Source organism: Xenorhabdus sp. SGI240 (assembly GCF_040081915.1).
Classification (GTDB): Bacteria; Pseudomonadota; Gammaproteobacteria; order Enterobacterales; family Enterobacteriaceae; genus Xenorhabdus; species Xenorhabdus bakwenae.
In genome coordinates this window covers 20,693-38,833 of the sequence record NZ_JBEBMB010000068.1, presented here as the reverse complement: position 1 = coordinate 38,833, position 18,141 = coordinate 20,693, and the positions used below count along the sequence as shown (strand labels likewise).

Annotated in this window: 14 protein-coding genes and 1 pseudogene; 10 read left to right on the top strand and 5 right to left on the bottom strand. The window is 45.1% G+C overall.

What is annotated here, in order from left to right; translation table 11 throughout:
* The first annotated feature begins 5 nt into the window (after positions 1-5).
* The 6 genes and pseudogenes from ABLA76_RS14075 to asd all read left to right on the top strand — a co-directional run bounded on the left by ABLA76_RS14075 (position 6) and on the right by asd (position 7,404).
* Positions 6-428: a F0F1 ATP synthase subunit epsilon gene (locus tag ABLA76_RS14075; protein WP_047770884.1), complete on the top strand. Its 423-nt coding sequence runs from the start codon at positions 6-8 to the stop codon at positions 426-428.
* Positions 429-571: 143 nt separating this feature from the next.
* Positions 572-1,972 (top strand): bifunctional UDP-N-acetylglucosamine diphosphorylase/glucosamine-1-phosphate N-acetyltransferase GlmU, encoded by a 1,401-nt coding sequence (glmU, locus tag ABLA76_RS14070; protein ID WP_348988394.1) that lies wholly within the window; start codon positions 572-574, stop codon positions 1,970-1,972.
* A gap of 121 nt (positions 1,973-2,093) precedes the next feature.
* The gene (gene glmS / locus ABLA76_RS14065) at positions 2,094-3,923 is read left to right on the top strand and encodes a glutamine--fructose-6-phosphate transaminase (isomerizing) (protein ID WP_348988393.1); all 1,830 of its coding nucleotides are present in this window, start codon (positions 2,094-2,096) and stop codon (positions 3,921-3,923) included.
* A 306-nt stretch (positions 3,924-4,229) separates the two neighbouring features.
* Positions 4,230-4,334, top strand: a pseudogene (locus tag ABLA76_RS14060) (IS200/IS605 family transposase); the annotation flags it as partial.
* A gap of 166 nt (positions 4,335-4,500) precedes the next feature.
* Complete coding sequence (locus tag ABLA76_RS14055; RefSeq protein ID WP_348988392.1) at positions 4,501-5,949, top strand: NAD(P)/FAD-dependent oxidoreductase; 1,449 nt, start codon at positions 4,501-4,503, stop codon at positions 5,947-5,949.
* 345 nt (positions 5,950-6,294) lie between these two features.
* Positions 6,295-7,404, top strand: a complete 1,110-nt coding sequence (gene asd, locus ABLA76_RS14050; RefSeq protein ID WP_348988391.1) for an aspartate-semialdehyde dehydrogenase — start codon at positions 6,295-6,297, stop codon at positions 7,402-7,404.
* A 177-nt stretch (positions 7,405-7,581) separates the two neighbouring features.
* On the opposite strand, the gene ABLA76_RS14045 is transcribed toward asd, so the two are convergent.
* The 5 genes from ABLA76_RS14045 to dnaA form a co-directional block, all read right to left on the bottom strand.
* On the bottom strand, positions 7,582-8,223 hold the full coding sequence (locus ABLA76_RS14045) for a hypothetical protein (RefSeq protein WP_348988390.1): 642 nt from the start codon (positions 8,221-8,223) through the stop codon (positions 7,582-7,584).
* Positions 8,224-8,915: 692 nt separating this feature from the next.
* Positions 8,916-11,330 (bottom strand): DNA topoisomerase (ATP-hydrolyzing) subunit B, encoded by a 2,415-nt coding sequence (gene gyrB, locus ABLA76_RS14040; RefSeq protein ID WP_348988389.1) that lies wholly within the window; start codon positions 11,328-11,330, stop codon positions 8,916-8,918.
* An 18-nt stretch (positions 11,331-11,348) separates the two neighbouring features.
* The gene (recF, locus tag ABLA76_RS14035; RefSeq protein ID WP_348988388.1) at positions 11,349-12,440 is read right to left on the bottom strand and encodes a DNA replication/repair protein RecF; all 1,092 of its coding nucleotides are present in this window, start codon (positions 12,438-12,440) and stop codon (positions 11,349-11,351) included.
* A gap of 23 nt (positions 12,441-12,463) precedes the next feature.
* The gene (gene dnaN / locus ABLA76_RS14030) at positions 12,464-13,564 is read right to left on the bottom strand and encodes a DNA polymerase III subunit beta (protein ID WP_348988387.1); all 1,101 of its coding nucleotides are present in this window, start codon (positions 13,562-13,564) and stop codon (positions 12,464-12,466) included.
* 4 nt (positions 13,565-13,568) lie between these two features.
* On the bottom strand, positions 13,569-14,957 hold the full coding sequence (gene dnaA / locus ABLA76_RS14025; RefSeq protein WP_285808996.1) for a chromosomal replication initiator protein DnaA: 1,389 nt from the start codon (positions 14,955-14,957) through the stop codon (positions 13,569-13,571).
* A 752-nt stretch (positions 14,958-15,709) separates the two neighbouring features.
* Between dnaA and rpmH the strand changes: the two genes are divergently transcribed.
* Genes rpmH through yidC form a run of 4 tightly spaced genes read left to right on the top strand, consistent with a single transcriptional unit; the run spans position 15,710 to position 18,070 of the window.
* Positions 15,710-15,850, top strand: a complete 141-nt coding sequence (rpmH, locus tag ABLA76_RS14020) for a 50S ribosomal protein L34 (RefSeq protein ID WP_004093983.1) — start codon at positions 15,710-15,712, stop codon at positions 15,848-15,850.
* A gap of 17 nt (positions 15,851-15,867) precedes the next feature.
* A complete protein-coding gene (gene rnpA, locus ABLA76_RS14015; protein ID WP_047771133.1) occupies positions 15,868-16,227 on the top strand; it encodes a ribonuclease P protein component in 360 nt (119 codons plus the stop codon).
* A complete protein-coding gene (yidD, locus tag ABLA76_RS14010) occupies positions 16,191-16,451 on the top strand; it encodes a membrane protein insertion efficiency factor YidD (RefSeq protein ID WP_047771132.1) in 261 nt (86 codons plus the stop codon). Before rnpA ends, yidD begins: the two co-directional genes overlap by 37 nt.
* Before the next feature lie 2 nt (positions 16,452-16,453).
* A complete protein-coding gene (gene yidC, locus ABLA76_RS14005; RefSeq protein WP_047771131.1) occupies positions 16,454-18,070 on the top strand; it encodes a membrane protein insertase YidC in 1,617 nt (538 codons plus the stop codon).
* Positions 18,071-18,141 lie beyond the last annotated feature (71 nt).

Genomic DNA, 18,141 nt, shown 5'->3' with positions numbered 1-18,141 from the left:
TTGATATGGCTGCAATGACGTTCTCCCTGAACGTAGTCAGTGCTGAAAAACTGTTGTTTGAAGGGCTGGTACAGAAAATTCAGGTGACAGGTAGTGAAGGTGAGCTGGGGATCTATCCTCAACACACACCACTGCTTACTGCCATAAAACCGGGCATGATACGTATTGTTAAGCAGTTTGGTGAAGAAGAATTTATCTACCTGTCAGGTGGTATTCTTGAAGTTCAGCCAAATGGCGTTATCGTACTGGCCGATACAGCGATCCGTGGTAAGGATTTGGACGAAGCTAAAGTGCTTGAAGCCAAGCGCAAGGCGGAAGAACACATCCGTAATTCTCACGGCGATGTTGATTATGCTCAGGCATCTGCTGAATTGTCGAAAGCGATCGCGAAACTTCGTGTTATCGAATTGACAAAAAAAATGATGTAATAAATACCCAAAGGGTATAGGCAGTTAGATAAAAAGCCAGTTGGTGAAAACTAACTGGCTTTTTTGCATTACGAAATATGTGGCAATTTATTTCGCAAACAGGTTTACTTTCATACTTAAAAATTGGGATTGTCAGGTTTCTTATGTCTATTATTGCAAATAATGACAACGCAAATAATGTCGGTACAAAAAGTGTTGTGATCCTTGCCGCGGGCAAGGGAACTCGCATGTATTCCGCTCTTCCTAAAGTTCTGCATGTGCTGGCCGGTAAGCCGATGGTTCAGCATGTTATTGATACCGCAATGGAGTTGGGCGCCCAAAATGTTCACCTGGTTTATGGGCATGGAGGTGATTTGATGAAACAAGCCCTTCCCGGCCAGGATCTGAATTGGGTACTGCAAGCTGAACAGCTTGGTACAGGTCATGCCATGCAGCAAGCTGCTCCGTATTTTTCGGATGATGAAGATATTCTGATCCTTTACGGTGATGTGCCTTTGATTGGCAAAGATACTTTGGCGCGTTTGATTGAAGCTAAACCAGAGGGTGGAATTGGTTTATTAACTGCCATACTGGATAATCCAACGGGCTATGGTCGTATCATCCGTGAAGATGGTGAAGTGACGGGGATTATCGAACAGAAAGATGCAACGGAAGAACAGTGTAAAATCAACGAAATTAACACCGGTATTTTGGTGGCGAATGGCGGTGATTTGAAACGGTGGTTATCCCGGCTGGAAAACAATAACGCACAGGGCGAATATTACCTGACGGATGTTATTGCGCTTGCACACAAAGAAGGCCGTCAAATCAAGGCCGTACACCCAAGCCGTTTAAGTGAAATGGAAGGGGTCAACAATCGTCTGCAACTTTCCGCTCTGGAACGTATTTACCAATCTGAGCAAGCGGAAAAATTACTGCTGGCGGGCGTCATGTTATTAGATCCTGCCCGTTTTGATTTGCGCGGAACACTAGAACACGGTCGTGATGTGGTGATTGATACCAATGTGATTATTAAAGGTCATGTCACACTGGGAAATAATGTTCAGATCGGCTCTGGTTGTATCCTGAAAAATTGTGTTATTGGTGATGGGGCAGTCATTGACCCGTACACTGTCATTGAAGATTCTGACATTGCGGCAGAGTGTACTATTGGGCCTTTTGCCCGTTTACGCCCGGGTTCCAAATTGGCGGAAAAAGCGCATGTTGGCAATTTCGTTGAAATGAAAAAATCCTCGCTTGGCATAGGTTCCAAAGCTGGTCATCTGACTTATCTTGGTGATTCTGAAATTGGCAATAATGTCAATATTGGTGCGGGAACCATTACTTGTAACTATGATGGTGCCAATAAATTTAAGACCATCATTGGTGATGATGTTTTTGTTGGTTCTGACACACAGCTTGTTGCGCCAGTGACGGTTGCGAAAGGCGCGACGATTGGTGCCGGAACCACAGTAACAAAAGACGTTGCTGAGAATGACTTGGTTATCAGTCGTGTAAAGCAAACCCATATTAAAAACTGGCAGCGTCCAGTGAAGAAAAAATAAATAAGATATATCCATAATAAAAATCCCCATCTCTACAAAGCTCGGGGACGGCAAAGCCGAAACACAATCAGGTTAGCGACATAAAAGGGCTTCATCGCCCTGTTTTTGGGAATAAAACAAAATGTGTGGAATTGTTGGTGCAGTAGCACAACGGGATATTGCAGAAATACTGATCGAAGGTCTTCGTCGCCTGGAATACCGTGGTTATGACTCTGCGGGTATGGCTATCGTTGACAGTGAAAACCGTATGACCCGCCTGCGTGAAGTGGGCAAAGTACAGATGCTGGCTGATGAAGCAGATAAACAGCCAGTTATTGGCGGCACAGGGATTGCTCATACTCGTTGGGCGACTCACGGTGAACCAAACGAACGCAATGCTCATCCTCATGTTTCTGAGCATATTGCCGTTGTGCATAATGGCATTATTGAAAACTATGAAGAGCTACGCGAAGAATTAAAAACGCGTGGTTACACCTTCTCTTCTGATACAGATACAGAAACCATTGCCCATCTTATTCACTGGGAACAGCAACAAGGCGGTTCACTGCTGGAAGTGGTGCAGCGTGTGATCCCACAATTACGTGGCGCTTATGGCACCGTAATTATGGATAGCCGTCATCCAGATGTGCTGGTTGCTGCGCGTTCTGGCAGTCCATTGGTCATTGGCTTAGGTGTGGGTGAAAACTTCCTGGCATCTGACCAATTGGCATTACTGCCAGTGACTCGTCGCTTTATCTATCTGGAAGAAGGTGATATTGCAGAAATCACTCGTCGTACCGTTCGCATCTTTGGTGTACAGGGTGAAGCCGTTGAACGAGAGCAAATTGAATCCAACGTTCAGTATGATGCTGGTGATAAAGGGGTATACCGTCACTACATGCAGAAAGAGATTTACGAACAACCGATGGCGATCAAAAGCACATTGGAAGGCCGCTTGAGCAATGGTCAGGTAAATCTGTCAGAACTGGGCGCTAATGCGGCGGAATTACTGTCACAAGTTGAGCATATTCAAATCGTTGCCTGCGGTACTTCCTACAATGCGGGAATGGTTTCGCGCTACTGGTTCGAATCACTGGCAGGTATTCCATGTGATGTTGAAATCGCTTCTGAATTCCGCTACCGCAAGCCGGCGCGCCGTAAAGGAAGCCTGCTGATCACCCTGTCCCAATCCGGTGAAACGGCGGATACCTTGGCTGCTCTGCGTTTGTCCAAAGAACTCGGTTATCTGACTTCGTTGACCATCTGTAACGTTGTTGGTTCTTCTTTGGTACGTGAATCTGAATTTGCCCTGATGACCAAAGCAGGGGCAGAAATCGGCGTGGCATCCACCAAAGCCTTTACCACCCAGCTAACTGTATTGCTGATGCTGGTGGCTTACATTGGACGCCTGAAAGGTGCGGATACAGCACTGGAACAAGACATTGTTCATGCCCTGCATGCTCTGCCAAGCCGCATTGAAAGCATGTTATCCAAAGACAAGCTGATTGAAGCATTGGCAGAAGATTTCTCTGAAAAACATCATGCCCTGTTCCTTGGCCGTGGCGATCAATACCCGATTGCGGTTGAAGGTGCACTGAAACTGAAAGAGATCTCCTACATTCACGCAGAAGCCTACGCTGCTGGTGAATTGAAACATGGCCCGTTGGCACTGATCGATGCGGATATGCCAGTTATTATCGTTGCACCGAACAACGAACTGCTGGAAAAACTGAAATCCAACATTGAAGAAGTTCGCGCCCGTGGCGGTTTGTTGTATGTCTTCGCCGATCAAGATGCAGGTTTCACCAACAGCGAAAACATGAAGATCATCTCCCTGCCACACGTAGAAGAGTTGATCGCACCGATCTTCTACACTGTGCCCCTGCAATTGCTGTCTTACCACGTTGCCTTGATCAAAGGTACGGATGTGGATCAGCCTCGTAACTTGGCGAAGTCGGTAACGGTGGAGTGATGGTGTTGTAGTTAGCGGTCAGAGATCTGTCTTTCAAAGGCAGATCTCACTGTATTTGGGGAGTTTGCACGTAATGGATAACGGACTTATTATTCCTTTCTGAAAACAGATCATAGCTATTTTCACGTGATAAGTGATGTCTAAACTACACTCAATATATCTTCAAAAGACGCACAATATCGGTTGGTTTCATGCGACTTGACAACCAAAATTTCTATTGCCTAACCTATAGATGAGTATCGCTTGCTTGTAGTTGCCAAAAGTATCTTACTGGGTTTGATCAACCCAAACTTTGCGCAATGTATGTATTTTTGTGCCACGGTGGGTCAATTAACGGATGAGATGATAAAGGCCTATCTGGAGCATCATTTTGAACCGAATCCGAATGATAATTTCAGAATGGACGATTGACGCGTCGTTTAGCCGGTGGGTGTTCAGTTTTTGAATAACCAAGCATTAACATCCTGATACTCCCCCCACATAAATGCAAATGGTTGCTCCTGCAAATAAAAAATAATATGACATATTGAACCAGTTACTTATCTGGTTAAGAGAATCTTTTTGCAGGAGAAGTCACATGAGTAACCATTATGATGTTTTGATCATAGGTGCCGGAGTTTCTGGCATTGGTATGGCGTGTCATTTGGCAAGGGAATGTCCTGATAAAAAAGTGGGGATCTTAGAACGTCGCCATAATATGGGAGGAACCTGGGATTTATTTCGCTATCCCGGTATTCGTACAGATTCGGATATGATGAGCTATGGCTATAAATTCCGTCCTTGGACAGATACCAGTATTTTCGCTGATGGGCCTGCAATTAGGCGCTATCTCCATTCAGTGGCGACAGAGTATGAAGTTGATAAGAAAATACAGTTCGGGTTAAAAATTACTCAAATTGACTGGTCAAATGAAACTTGCCAATGGACTGTGACTGCCATTGATGAAGTCAGTGGAGACACTCGGCAATTTATCTGTCATTTTCTTATCATGGCGACAGGTTACTATAACTATGATGAACCTTATTCCCCCAAATTTTCCGGTCTTGAAGATTTCAAAGGCCCTATCATTCATCCTCAATATTGGCCCGAAGCATTGGATTACAAAGGAAAGCGAGTCGTTGTGATTGGAAGTGGCGCAACCGCAGTCACTTTATTGCCGGCAATGGCTAATGATACTGAACATATCACCATGCTACAGCGTTCTCCGAGCTATATTTTTTCAATACCGGCAAGGGATAAGATGGCAGAACTGTTAAAGGGCATTATCCCATCGCGTTGGATTTACGCATTGAGCCGACGTCGCAATATCTTCTTTTTCAGTTCGATATATAAAGTCAGTCGGTATTTTCCTCACTTGTTGAAATCGTTCTTGCTGGCATTGGCTCGCAGAAAAGTCGGCCCTGATTTTGACATGAAACACCTGACACCAAAGTACATGCCATGGGATGAACGGTTATGCTTTGTTCCCGACAGTAACCTGTTTAAGGTACTGAAAGAAGGCAAAGCGTCTATCGTTACCGACCAGATTGAACGCATTACTGAACAGGGTATTTTGTTGCAATCGGGTAAGGAATTACCCGCAGATATCATAGTGACAGCCACAGGGCTGCAATTACATCTTATGGGAGGAATAGAACTTTTTATTGATGGACAAAAGCCACAAAGTCATAGCCAATTGTTATATAAGGGAACATTGGTACAGAATATTCCTAATTTTGCTTATCTGGTTGGCTATATCAATAATGCTTGGACATTAAAAATTGATCTATCAGCCGAATATATTTGTCGTTTGTTAAATGAGATGGATCGCCGTCATGCCAAGGCTGTCACACCACATGCGCAACCGGATGAAGTCATGGTTAATGAGCATATTTTTGGCGAATTGCGTTCAGGTTATGTGAGACGTGGTGAATTTGGTCTTCCTCGTCAGGGGCGCAGCCAAAATTGGCATGTTTCCCATAATTATAAAAAGGATAAAGAGATATTGGGACAAGCAATTGATGATACATCGTTACGGTGGAAATAAATTTTAACTAACGATTTGTGATGAGATTTTTTGGTCATACAGAGAAAACTATTCCTGAGATAGTGCCCAAAATATGCCCTTCGGTTGAAATATATTCTTGCCATGGTAATAAACCGAGGGCAGTTCCTTTGTAGTAGATAATCACCAGTCACAAAGAAGAGATCTCTTACAGCGGTATTTTCTAAATTAGCGGGGCAAATCTCAATATAACTTAAAAATGGCAGACCCATCGCTTTAAAAGTTCTAGTGCTATAGCTCATAAATATACTTGCACCTTTTGCTATATTTTGTCAGTTTTAAGGATATCAGTGGTATCAGATGAATATCTTTCAAGGCAGGGTAAACATGAGTAAGTGTGTAGGTTTTATCGGCTGGCGCGGTATGGTCGGCTCAGTATTGATGCAGCGAATGGTAGAAGAGCGGGATTTTGACGCAATAAATCCGGTTTTCTTCACAACCTCCCAGCACGGGCTTCCTGCGCCAGAATTCGCCGGAAAATCAGGTGTGTTACAGGATGCTTTTGATATTGAGGCACTGGGTGCGCTGGATATTATCATTAGCTGTCAGGGTGGGGATTATACCGATGAAATCTACCCTAAACTGAGAGCAACCGGCTGGCAGGGATATTGGATAGATGCCGCTTCTGCACTACGTATGAATGATGACGCTGTCATTATTCTTGATCCTGTTAACCTCCAACATATTCAAAATAGCCTGAATAAAGGTATCAAAACTTTTGTTGGCGGTAACTGTACCGTCAGCTTGATGTTGATGTCGTTGGGAGGATTGTTTGCCAATGATTTGATTGAGTGGGCGTCGGTATCAAGCTATCAGGCCGCTTCTGGCGGTGGTGCTCGCCATATGCGTGAGCTGTTGGTGCAAATGGGGATGTTGCATCATCTGGTTGCTGAAGAATTAAAGACCCCTGCTTCCGCAATTTTGGATATTGAAAAACGTGTAACAGATTTTACCCGCAGTGGGGCATTGCCAACGGACCAGTTTGGTGTTCCTTTGGCGGGGAGCTTAATTCCGTGGATCGATAAGCAACTGGAAAACGGGCAGAGCCGCGAAGAGTGGAAAGGTCAGGCGGAAACCAACAAGATCTTGAACACAGGCAATAATGTGATCCCGATTGATGGCTTGTGTGTCCGTATTGGGGCATTGCGTTGCCATAGTCAGGCATTTACCCTGAAATTGAAACAAGATATCCCGATCCAGGAAATTGAAATGCTATTGGCTTCCCATAATGATTGGGTTCGTGTTATTCCAAATGATCGGGAGCTAACGATGCGGGAGTTAACGCCGGCAGCGGTTACCGGCACGTTGAATACACCTGTGGGTCGTCTGCGTAAGCTGAATATGGGACCGGAATATTTATCTGCCTTTACGGTGGGTGATCAGTTGCTCTGGGGAGCAGCAGAGCCTTTGCGCCGTATGTTACGTATTCTGCTGTAGAAAAGAGTTAAGTTTTTTATTGAAACACTGCATTTGTTGGGATAATGCCGTCATTCGTGGCGGCATTAATGATTTTTTCGCCTGTCGCCTGAATTTTTCATCAATATCAATAAATCAGTGTCGTTACCTAAAATGCCAGCGCCCAAGAAAACGGGCGCTGGCATAATATTAATGCTTTTAGCAAACGGTTGTACCCAATGTTAATGTGACACAACGAATAAACTCGGTACTGACCCCTTTGCGGTTTTCAAGGTCTATAACCGACGTCGTGTGGTATTTTGGACAAATTTTATAAAGCAATTCAGGTGATATCTCTGCCCCCAGAGACTTAAGCACAGCAGAGGCCGTTTCGGGCCTAAAATTCATCCGGGCTTCATAAGTGGGAAGTGCATTACGGATTTTCTGGAATATCTCTTGGTTTTCATCCAGAATTTCTTCCAAGTTACTATCATTAACATGAGATAAAGCACGATCAAAGTCTGTTACACCCCGGAGTGCAAGAAGACTAATATCCATGTTATGTTTGGTAGCAAGTGAATCTGAGCCTGTGTTGGATTGGATTTTGGCATAGGAAAGTGATTTAATTTCATGGTGAATTTTACTTGCTACTTCTGGAATGAAACCAACAGCCAGAGCGATATTTTCAATTTCTTCATGGGTTAATGCGAACATTACACCTTCCCACGAATCGGTCAGTTCCATTGCCTTGGAACGGAGAGCATCGGCATTGTCGGATATACGACACAGCTCATTTTGACTCACCATTGCGGCATCAATAATATGAGGTATGGTGGATGTTTGGGTAGTGAAATTTTGCATGATCTTCTCCTAAATGACATTACTAAATATATAGATATATAAATATGTAAATATCCCTACGGATAATGATACAGCTTATGATAAATCGGATTAGATGAATGAACTGGGGTATTAATTAACTTTTTCAGCATGCCATTGTCAATAATTTTTTAAGGCTATTCTTATTTTTATTTTGTTGTGTTACATATAATTAAATAGTAAGTTCATGAGTTTTATGTTTTTTTGTGTAAGAAAGGTTTGCTATTATTATTTTTATTGGATTAACAGAATTTAAATCATTTTCCTTGATTTTTATCTTGCGGATTTTCTCTAAAAAAGCGTCAATACTTATTATCTGAAATGATATACTCGATAAACTTCAAGTTGCAATTCGCCAGACGACGCGAGGCCTTATGTTTCCCCGCTGCTAGGAGAAATATAACACATATCTTGAAGTTGGATTGGTATAAATATATATTAATAGCAGGTGGAATCATCAATAATAAGTTTATCACTCTCATGGAAATAATATTTATTTTATAGTGTTTGTCAGGTTTGTTTATATTTTTTTGATTATGGCAATATTTATAGGTTATTATTATAAATTTTTTTATTTTCCTGTCGGATATAATTCTGTCATTTTTCAAGTTGCAGCTTTATTGCCTGCAACTTGAAATTTATTATCTGGTGTTCTCTACATAGTGTCGGAAATATCAGATATCAATATTCGCCGCTTTCAGAGCATTCTCCTCAATAAATGCCCGGCGAGGTTCAACCGCATCCCCCATCAGGGTCGTGAACAGTTGGTCAGTTGCAATCGCATCTTTCACGGTGACACGCATCATGCGACGGGTTTCCGGGTTCATGGTCGTTTCCCACAATTGATCAGGGTTCATTTCTCCCAGACCTTTATAGCGTTGGACGGAAAGACCACGGCGTGACTCTTTCGTCAGCCATTCCAGAGCCTGTTCAAAGCTGCTTATTGCCTGACGACGTTCGCCACGTTCGATGTATGCGCCTTCCTCAATCAAATTCCCGATCAATTCACCCAGTTTGGTAATGCGGCGATATTCGCCACCGTGGATAAAATCGAAATCCAGATTGTAGTTAGTATCAACACCATGCGTACGAATGCGCAAAATTGGCTCGAAAATCTGGCGTTCGCGGTTTTCATGGATTTGATAGCTGTAAGTGCTGCCATGCTGCTCTTTGTCATTCAGACGAATAGACAACTCGCTGACCCATTCTTCCACTTTCGCCTGATCGTTCAAGGCATCTTCGGTCAGTTTTGGATGGTAAATCAGGTTGTTCAGCAGGGCCAGCGGATACAGACGTTCCATGCGACGGATGATTTTCTGAGCAGTATTGAATTCAGTCACCAATTTTTCCAATGCTTCACCTTTCAGGGCGGGTGCATGTGGATTGGTATACAATGCTGCGCCATCCAAGGCAATGGACATCAGGTAGGCTTCCATTGCATCGTCATCTTTGATGTATTGCTCTTGTTTGCCTTTCTTCACTTTATACAGTGGTGGCTGGGCGATGTAGACATAACCGCGCTCAATGATTTCCGGCATCTGACGATAGAAGAATGTCAGCAACAGGGTGCGGATGTGCGATCCATCAACGTCGGCATCGGTCATGATGATAATGCTGTGATAACGCAGCTTGTCTGGGTTGTACTCATCACGGCCAATGCCGCAACCCAGAGCGGTGATCAAGGTGGCGACTTCCTGTGAGGAGAGCATCTTGTCAAAGCGCGCTTTCTCAACGTTCAGGATTTTACCTTTCAACGGCAGGATAGCTTGGTTCTTACGGTTACGTCCCTGTTTTGCTGAACCGCCCGCAGAATCACCCTCCACCAGATAGAGTTCAGACAGCGCCGGATCGCGCTCCTGGCAGTCAGCCAGTTTGCCCGGTAATCCGGCCAGATCCATAGCACCTTTGCGGCGGGTCATTTCACGCGCTTTACGGGCGGCTTCACGGGCGCGGGCTGCGTCGATGATTTTGCCGACGACGGTTTTAGCATCGTTCGGATTTTCCAGCAGGTATTCCACCAGCTTCTCATTCATCAGGGTTTCAACCACTGTTTTCACTTCGGAAGAAACCAGTTTGTCTTTGGTCTGGGAAGAGAATTTAGGATCAGGGACTTTAACGGAAATGACCGCAATCAAACCTTCGCGGGCATCGTCACCGGTAGCGCTGACTTTGGATTTCTTGTTGTAACCCTCTTTATCCATGTAGCTATTGAGGGTACGGGTCATCGCAGTACGGAAACCCACTAAATGGGCTCCCCCATCACGCTGAGGAATGTTGTTGGTGAAACAGTAAATGTTTTCCTGAAAACCGTCATTCCATTGCATGGAAATTTCAACACCAATACCATCTTTTTCGGTAAAGAAATAGAAGACATTCGGGTGAATGGGGTTTTTATTGCGGCTCAGGAATTCAACAAACGCTTTGATGCCCCCTTCATAGTGAAAGAGATCTTCGGCATTGGTGCGTTTGTCGACTAAACGAATGGCAACACCGGAGTTGAGGAATGATAATTCACGCAGGCGCTTTGCCAGAATGTCGTATTCGAACTCAGTGTTAATCTTAAACGTATCCATACTTGGCCAGAAACGGACAGTGGTTCCTGTCTGCTCAGTATCACCGACAACTTTCAGTGGTGACTGTGGCACGCCCAGACAATAGGTTTGTTCGTGAACCTTACCGTCACGGCGGATAGTCAGTTCCAGTTTTTCCGATAAGGCGTTAACAACAGAAACCCCCACGCCATGCAGTCCACCGGAAACTTTATAGGAGTTATCATCGAATTTACCCCCCGCATGCAGCACGGTCATAATGACTTCTGCTGCTGAAACACCTTCTTCTTCGTGTATGCCGGTCGGAATACCGCGGCCATCATCCTGCACAGAAACGGAATTATCTGCGTGGATAGTGACAGTTATTTTGTCACAATGACCTGCGAGGGCTTCGTCGATAGCGTTATCAACAACCTCGAAGACCATGTGGTGCAGGCCAGTACCATCATCGGTATCACCGATATACATGCCTGGACGTTTACGGACGGCATCCAGCCCTTTTAATACCTTGATACTTGAGGAGTCATATGTATTCGACATCAACGTTTCTCGCTCATCTTAATCCTGTGGTTGAACCTCTATTTTGCCATGTTCTACGCGAAACATCCTGCTATTTACATCAATCATGTCTGTAACTTGCCCGGATGTGATTGCACTGACAAACACCTGGGCTTGCGTAGATTTCAGACGCTCGGCTAATAGCTGACGACGGCCGGCATCCAGTTCTGAGGCAAAATCATCAAGCAGATACAGGCATTTTTGCCCGCTCTGTCGGGTGAAATATTCACCCTGTGCTAACCTCAATGCGCACATCAGTAACTTCAACTGACCACGGGACAGCATATCTTCTACTGGTGTACCGTCCGCCCTGATCCGCAGATCGGCTTTATGCGGGCCGGAAGCGGTGTAGGTTAGCGATCTGTCGCGCTCAAACTGCCGCGCGAGCAGCTCCGCATATTCACTCTCTTTGTCCCAACCTTGCTGGAAGCTGATACTCAGTGTGAATTCAGGTAAAAATTGTTTGCAGGTTTTTTCTATATCCTCGGAAATTTCTGCAATATATTCAGCCCGCCATTGACTGATTTCGGTTGCCAATGGGGCAAGCTCTCGATCCCAATGCTGGATTTGGTTGTAGCGGGTGACTTGTCGCAATGCGGCATTCCGTTGCTTAAGCAGCCTTTTCAGGTTAGCCCAGGCAGCAAAAAAGCGTGGCTCATTGTGAAAACATCCCCAATCAATAAAGGCCCGACGATATTTCGGACCGCCATTTAGCAACGTAAAACCTTCTGGTGTGATAAGTTGCATCGGCAGTATTTTCGCCAATTCAGCAATTTTATGCCCATCACTGCCATCTATCCTGACTTTGCTATCGCCCTGACGGTTTTTGCTTAATCCCACCGATAAAGTACGTTCATAGGATAGTTGATCAATGCGCCCATGAAGAATGAACGCGTCGCAATCATGACGAATTACCCGGCCTGCCTGAATACTGCGAAAAGCACGACCGTGGCCTAAGGTATAAATGGCTTCCAATATACTTGTTTTGCCGCTACCGTTCGGCCCAACCAGAAAATTAAAACCGGTTGCCAGTGGCAGGTCAGCGTCCGCGATATTACGGAAATCGCGGATCAGCAAACGCGAGAGAATCATATAATGAGTTAATGTTGTTACTGTTACAGGCGCATTGGCATCACGACATAAGTCGCAGCCTGACTGGCTGAATTCTCAATTTTTACGCTGGATGTGGCATCTGTTAGCAGGAGACTGACTTGCTCGCATTTCAATGCGTTCAGAACATCCAGTACGTAACTGACATTGAAGCCAATTTCCATTTCAGTGCCCTGATAACTGACATCAACAATCTCTTCTGCCTCTTCCTGCTCTGGGTTATTGGCGGTAATTCTAAGTTGATTTTCGCTCAAGTAGATGCGAACGCCACGGAATTTTTCATTGGACAAAATGGCGGCCCGCGAAAATGCCTGCTTAAGCATGTCACAATTGGCTTCCAGCGTTTTATCGGGATTTTTGGGTAATACGCGACGATAATCAGGAAAACGGCCATCAACCAACTTCGATGTGAAGATAAAATCACCAACATGAGCACGAATGTTATTGCTGCCAATCTGCAATTGCAGCGGATTATCACCGCCATCGAGCAGACGCATTAATTCAATAACGCCTTTGCGGGGTACGATCACTGAATGGGACGGCAGATTTTGCCCGATGCTCATGGAACAAACGGCCAAACGGTGGCCGTCTGTGGCAATGGTACGCAGTTCTTCGCCTTCAGTTTCGAACAACATACCATTCAAGTAATAGCGAACATCCTGATGCGCCATGGAAAATTGGGTAGACTCGATCAGGCGTTTCAGTGTGGCCTGAGGCAGAGAAAATTCAACTTCGCTCTGCCAGTCATCAAGATTAGGAAAATCTGAAGCAGGTAACGTAGAGAGTGAAAATCGGCTGCGACCAGAGCGGACGAGAATGCGATCGCCATCCAGTTCTACACTGATTTCTGCTCCGTCAGGCAATCCACGCCAGATATCAAAAAATTTACGGGCGGGGACAGTTGTTGCACCTTGTTCATGTGGCTGGGTCAGTGTCACCCGAGCCTTCATTTCCATTTCCAAATCGGTGCCCGTCAGCAACAGGGAACCTTCTGTTACCTGCAATAATAAGTTGCCTAAAATAGGCAGGGTAGGGCGACCACCCAAGGGGCTGCTAACCTGTTGCAAAGGTTTTAATAATTGCTCACGTTCAATGATAAATTTCATAGCGCTAGGAAGACAATGTTCTGATTAAGTTAGAAAAATCTTCTTTGATGTCGTGACTCTCTTCACGCAGTTGTTCGATTTTACGACAAGCGTGAAGTACGGTTGTATGGTCACGTCCACCAAAGGCATCCCCGATTTCAGGCAAGCTGTGATTGGTCAGCTCTTTTGCCAGCGCCATTGCCATTTGTCTCGGACGGGCAACAGAGCGTGAACGGCGCTTGGAAAGCAGATCGGCAACCTTGATTTTGTAATATTCAGCCACCGTTTTCTGAATATTATCGATGGTTACCAGCTTTTCCTGTAGAGCCAATAAGTCACGTAATGCTTCGCGTACAAAATCAATAGTAATCGCACGGCCGGTAAAATTGGCATTGGCGATGACTCGATTCAACGCGCCTTCGAGTTCACGAACGTTAGATCGCAGGCGTTTAGCAATAAAGAAAGCCACTTCCCCCGGCAACTGGATTTGATTCTCATCAGCTTTCTTCATCAGAATGGCAACGCGGGTCTCCAGCTCCGGTGGTTCAATAGCCACGGTCAATCCCCAGCCAAAACGGGATTTTAACCGATCTTCGACACCATTTATCTCTTTCGGATAGCGATCTGACGTCAGAATAATCTGTTGATTACCTTCTAACAGCGCATTGAACGTGTGAAAGAATTCTTCCTGGGATCGCTCTTTATTGGCAAAAAACTGAATATCATCGATCAGTAGAGCATCCACTGAGCGATAGTAACGTTTAAATTCTTCTATCGCATTGTTTTGTAATGCTTTTACCATATCCTGAACGAAGCGTTCAGAGTGCATGTAAACTACTTTTGCATTGGCTTTGCGGGCCATAATGCTATTGCCGACAGCATGCAAAAGGTGGGTTTTGCCCAGTCCGGTTCCGCCATAAAGGAACAGAGGATTGTATGCGCCACCAGGATTATCAGCCACTTGTCTGGCGGCAGCTCTGGCGAGTTGGTTGGATTTACCTTCAACAAAGTTATCGAATGTATGCTTGGGATTAACGTTGGAACGATAGGATAACTCTGGTTGAGCTTTTGCGTTGTCCCAGCTTGGGCGTACTGATGGACTGGACGGCGCAGCAGCCACCGGCATATTGGTAATGATTTTCTGAGATGGAGACTGGTTTGGTGAAACAGGCTTATTTCCTACTTCAAAACGCAGTAAAGGTACTTCAGGACCACAGAAATCATTTAATAACACATTGATATTATTAATATATTTCTCCCTCACCCAATCCAACACAAAACGGTTGGGGGCATAGAGAGCCAAAGTGTTATCACTCAGTTCTGCCTGAAGGGGTCGTATCCACATACTGAATTCTGTGGCAGGTAACTCATCCTGCAATCGGGCAAGACATTGCTGCCAAAGCGAAAGTGACACGGCGAACTCCCCTAAAACAAGACTAATAAAAGAAACCGGAATAAAAGATACGTTATATAGGGCACAAGGTGTTATTCCTCTCTGTTTCTCATGTGACGAGGAACAGAGCACGTACCTTGTGGCGATTTTTAACATCATCGCTCCCCAAAGATCCACATAATCTGTATATAGAGAGACTGGGATCGGGATCAACGATCATAACGCAAAAGACGACACAAATCCTCATTCTTTTACACAGCTTTGACGCTTTTTATCCACAGGGAGATCACCACGCTTTTTGGTACTTGCAGAATATGTAGGCCCGCAAGAGATACTGTAGTGTAATCATGGCATATAGCAAACTTCATTTAGCTATCGTTTGAAATTCAATATGCTGATGGTGTTACGATCGCGCAATAAGAATGCAACGATAGGTGTATGATCCTTGCGCTTTATTACACAGTCCGTATAATCTTGCACCCTGCGTGTTATGCCAACGATTTTTTCCGGTTAGGTCTGGTGAGGATTTGGGGTTAGCACTTCGGGTAGCAAAAGTCTGACCTGTCTGTGATTGATTGAAATAAAAAAATCCGACAGGGGGGCGGTCAGGCTCGTGTCATCTTAGATTGACGAGGGGGAGTACATTTTATTACAATCCTGCCTCTTTCTATATATTGATGTTGCGACTGAGGCATTGGTGTCTACTTTATTCTCACTGGTCGCCAACGCATTTGCTGAATCAGTAACAAATTTTAAGCTAGGTAGAAATCGCTATGAAACGCACTTTTCAACCATCCGTACTGAAGCGTAACCGTTCTCACGGCTTCCGCGCACGTATGGCCACTAAAAATGGTCGTCAGGTTCTGGCTCGCCGTCGTGCGAAAGGCCGTACTCGTCTGACTGTTTCTAAGTAATAAAGCTAACCAATCCAGTGGTTAAGCTCGCTTTTCCGAGGGAGTTACGTTTGTTAACTCCCGAGCATTTCACGTATGTTTTCCAGCAGCCGCAACGGGCAAGCTCCGCAGAGATAACAATTCTTGCGCGCTTGAATGAGCTGGGGCATCCCCGCATCGGTCTAACCGTCGCCAAAAAAAATGTTAAACGCGCCCATGAGCGTAATCGTATCAAGCGACTGGCTCGTGAAAGTTTTCGTTTAAACCAGCATAAATTGCCTCCAATGGATTTTGTGGTTTTGGTGAGGAAAGGGGTCTCTGAGCTTGATAACCGTGAGCTAACGGAAGCTTTGGGCAAATTATGGCGTCGTCACTGTCGCTTGGCTCGCGCCTCCTGATTGCTTTAATTCGGGGTTACCAGTTAGTGATTAGTCCACTACTGGGGCCTCGTTGTCGTTTCAATCCTACCTGTTCCCACTATGGCATAGAGGCATTACGCAGGTTTGGGATGATAAAAGGCAGTTGGTTAACAGTGAAACGCGTATTAAAATGCCACCCTTTACACGAAGGTGGTGATGATCCTGTCCCACCTAAAAAAAACGACGATAACAGAGAACATTAACGATGGATTCGCAACGCAATCTTCTTCTCATCGCTCTGCTGTTTGTTTCGTTCTTGGTCTGGCAGGCGTGGGAAAATGATAAAAACCCACAACCAACGGCCCAGATCACGCAGCAAGCAAATACTACGCTGAGTAGCGAAGCAAGCAGTGGGCAAGGTAAACTGATCACCGTGAAAACGGATGTGCTGTCATTGCACATCAATACCCGTGGCGGTGATATCGAGGAGGCTGATCTGCTGGCCTATCCTGATACTCTCGGTTCCAAAACCCCGTTCAAATTGCTGGAAACAACCCCTGAATTCACTTATCAGGCTCAAAGTGGATTAACGGGTATCCATGGTCCCGATAATCAAGCTGAACGCCCGCTTTATCATGCCACTCAGAATAGTTTTGTTTTGGCCGATGGTCAGAATGAATTGCGTATTCCAATGACTTATACCGCGCCGGACGGCGTTGTTTATGTCAAAACCTTCGTTTTAAAACGGGGCGACTATGCAGTTTCTGTTGATTACAACGTCAATAACGTCACTGATAAACCCTTGCAGATGGCGTTTTTCGGTCAGTTGAAACAGAGCGTTGAACTGCCAAAACATCGTGATACTGGCAGCAACAACTTTGCTCTGCATACTTATCGTGGTGCTGCTTACTCTTCTGATGAAGAAAAATACGAAAAATACAAATTTGATGATATTGAAAGTAAAGCGCTTTCCGTGACCACAAAAGGCGGCTGGGTAGCAATGCTCCAGCAATATTTCGCCACGGCGTGGGTTCCGGGAGAAGGCAAAACCAGTACTTTCTATACCAAAGACCTGAAAAACCAAAAAATGGCGATCATCGGGTACAAAGGTGAAGACATCAATATTGCGCCGAACAGCCAGCAGAATATCTCTTCTACCCTGTGGGTTGGCCCTGAAATTCAGGACAAAATGGCGGCGGTTGCATCCCATCTGGATCTGACCGTGGATTACGGTTGGTTATGGTTTATTTCCCAGCCGTTATTCAAGTTGCTGAAATTCCTGCATGAATTCATCGGTAACTGGGGCTTCTCTATTATTGCGATTACCTTTATCGTGCGCGGTATCATGTATCCGCTGACCAAGGCGCAATACACCTCAATGGCGAAAATGCGTCTGTTGCAGCCAAAAATCACGGCAATGCGTGAGCGTTTTGGTGATGACCGCCAGCGCATGAGCCAGGAAATGATGGCGCTGTATAAGACAGAAAAAGTGAACCCGCTGGGTGGTTGTTTGCCTCTGGTGATCCAGATGCCAATCTTCCTGGCATTGTATTACATGCTGATGGGTTCTGTTGAGCTGCGCCATGCCCCATTCATTGGCTGGATTAATGACTTGTCTGCTCAAGATCCTTACTACATCCTGCCATTGCTGATGGGTGTGACCATGTTTGTTATCCAGAAACTGTCACCGACTACCGTGACTGATCCAATGCAGCAGAAAATCATGACCTATATGCCTGTTGTGTTCACGGTTTTCTTCCTGTGGTTCCCGTCTGGTCTGGTGCTGTACTACATCGTCAGTAACCTGGTTACCATTATCCAGCAACAAGTTATTTTCCGTAGTCTGGAAAAACGTGGTTTACATACCCGCGAGAAAAAATAGCTGTTAAAAAAATATAAAATATAAGTGGAAGGCGGTCATTGGCCGCCTTTATTATTTTAGTTTTGAAAGAT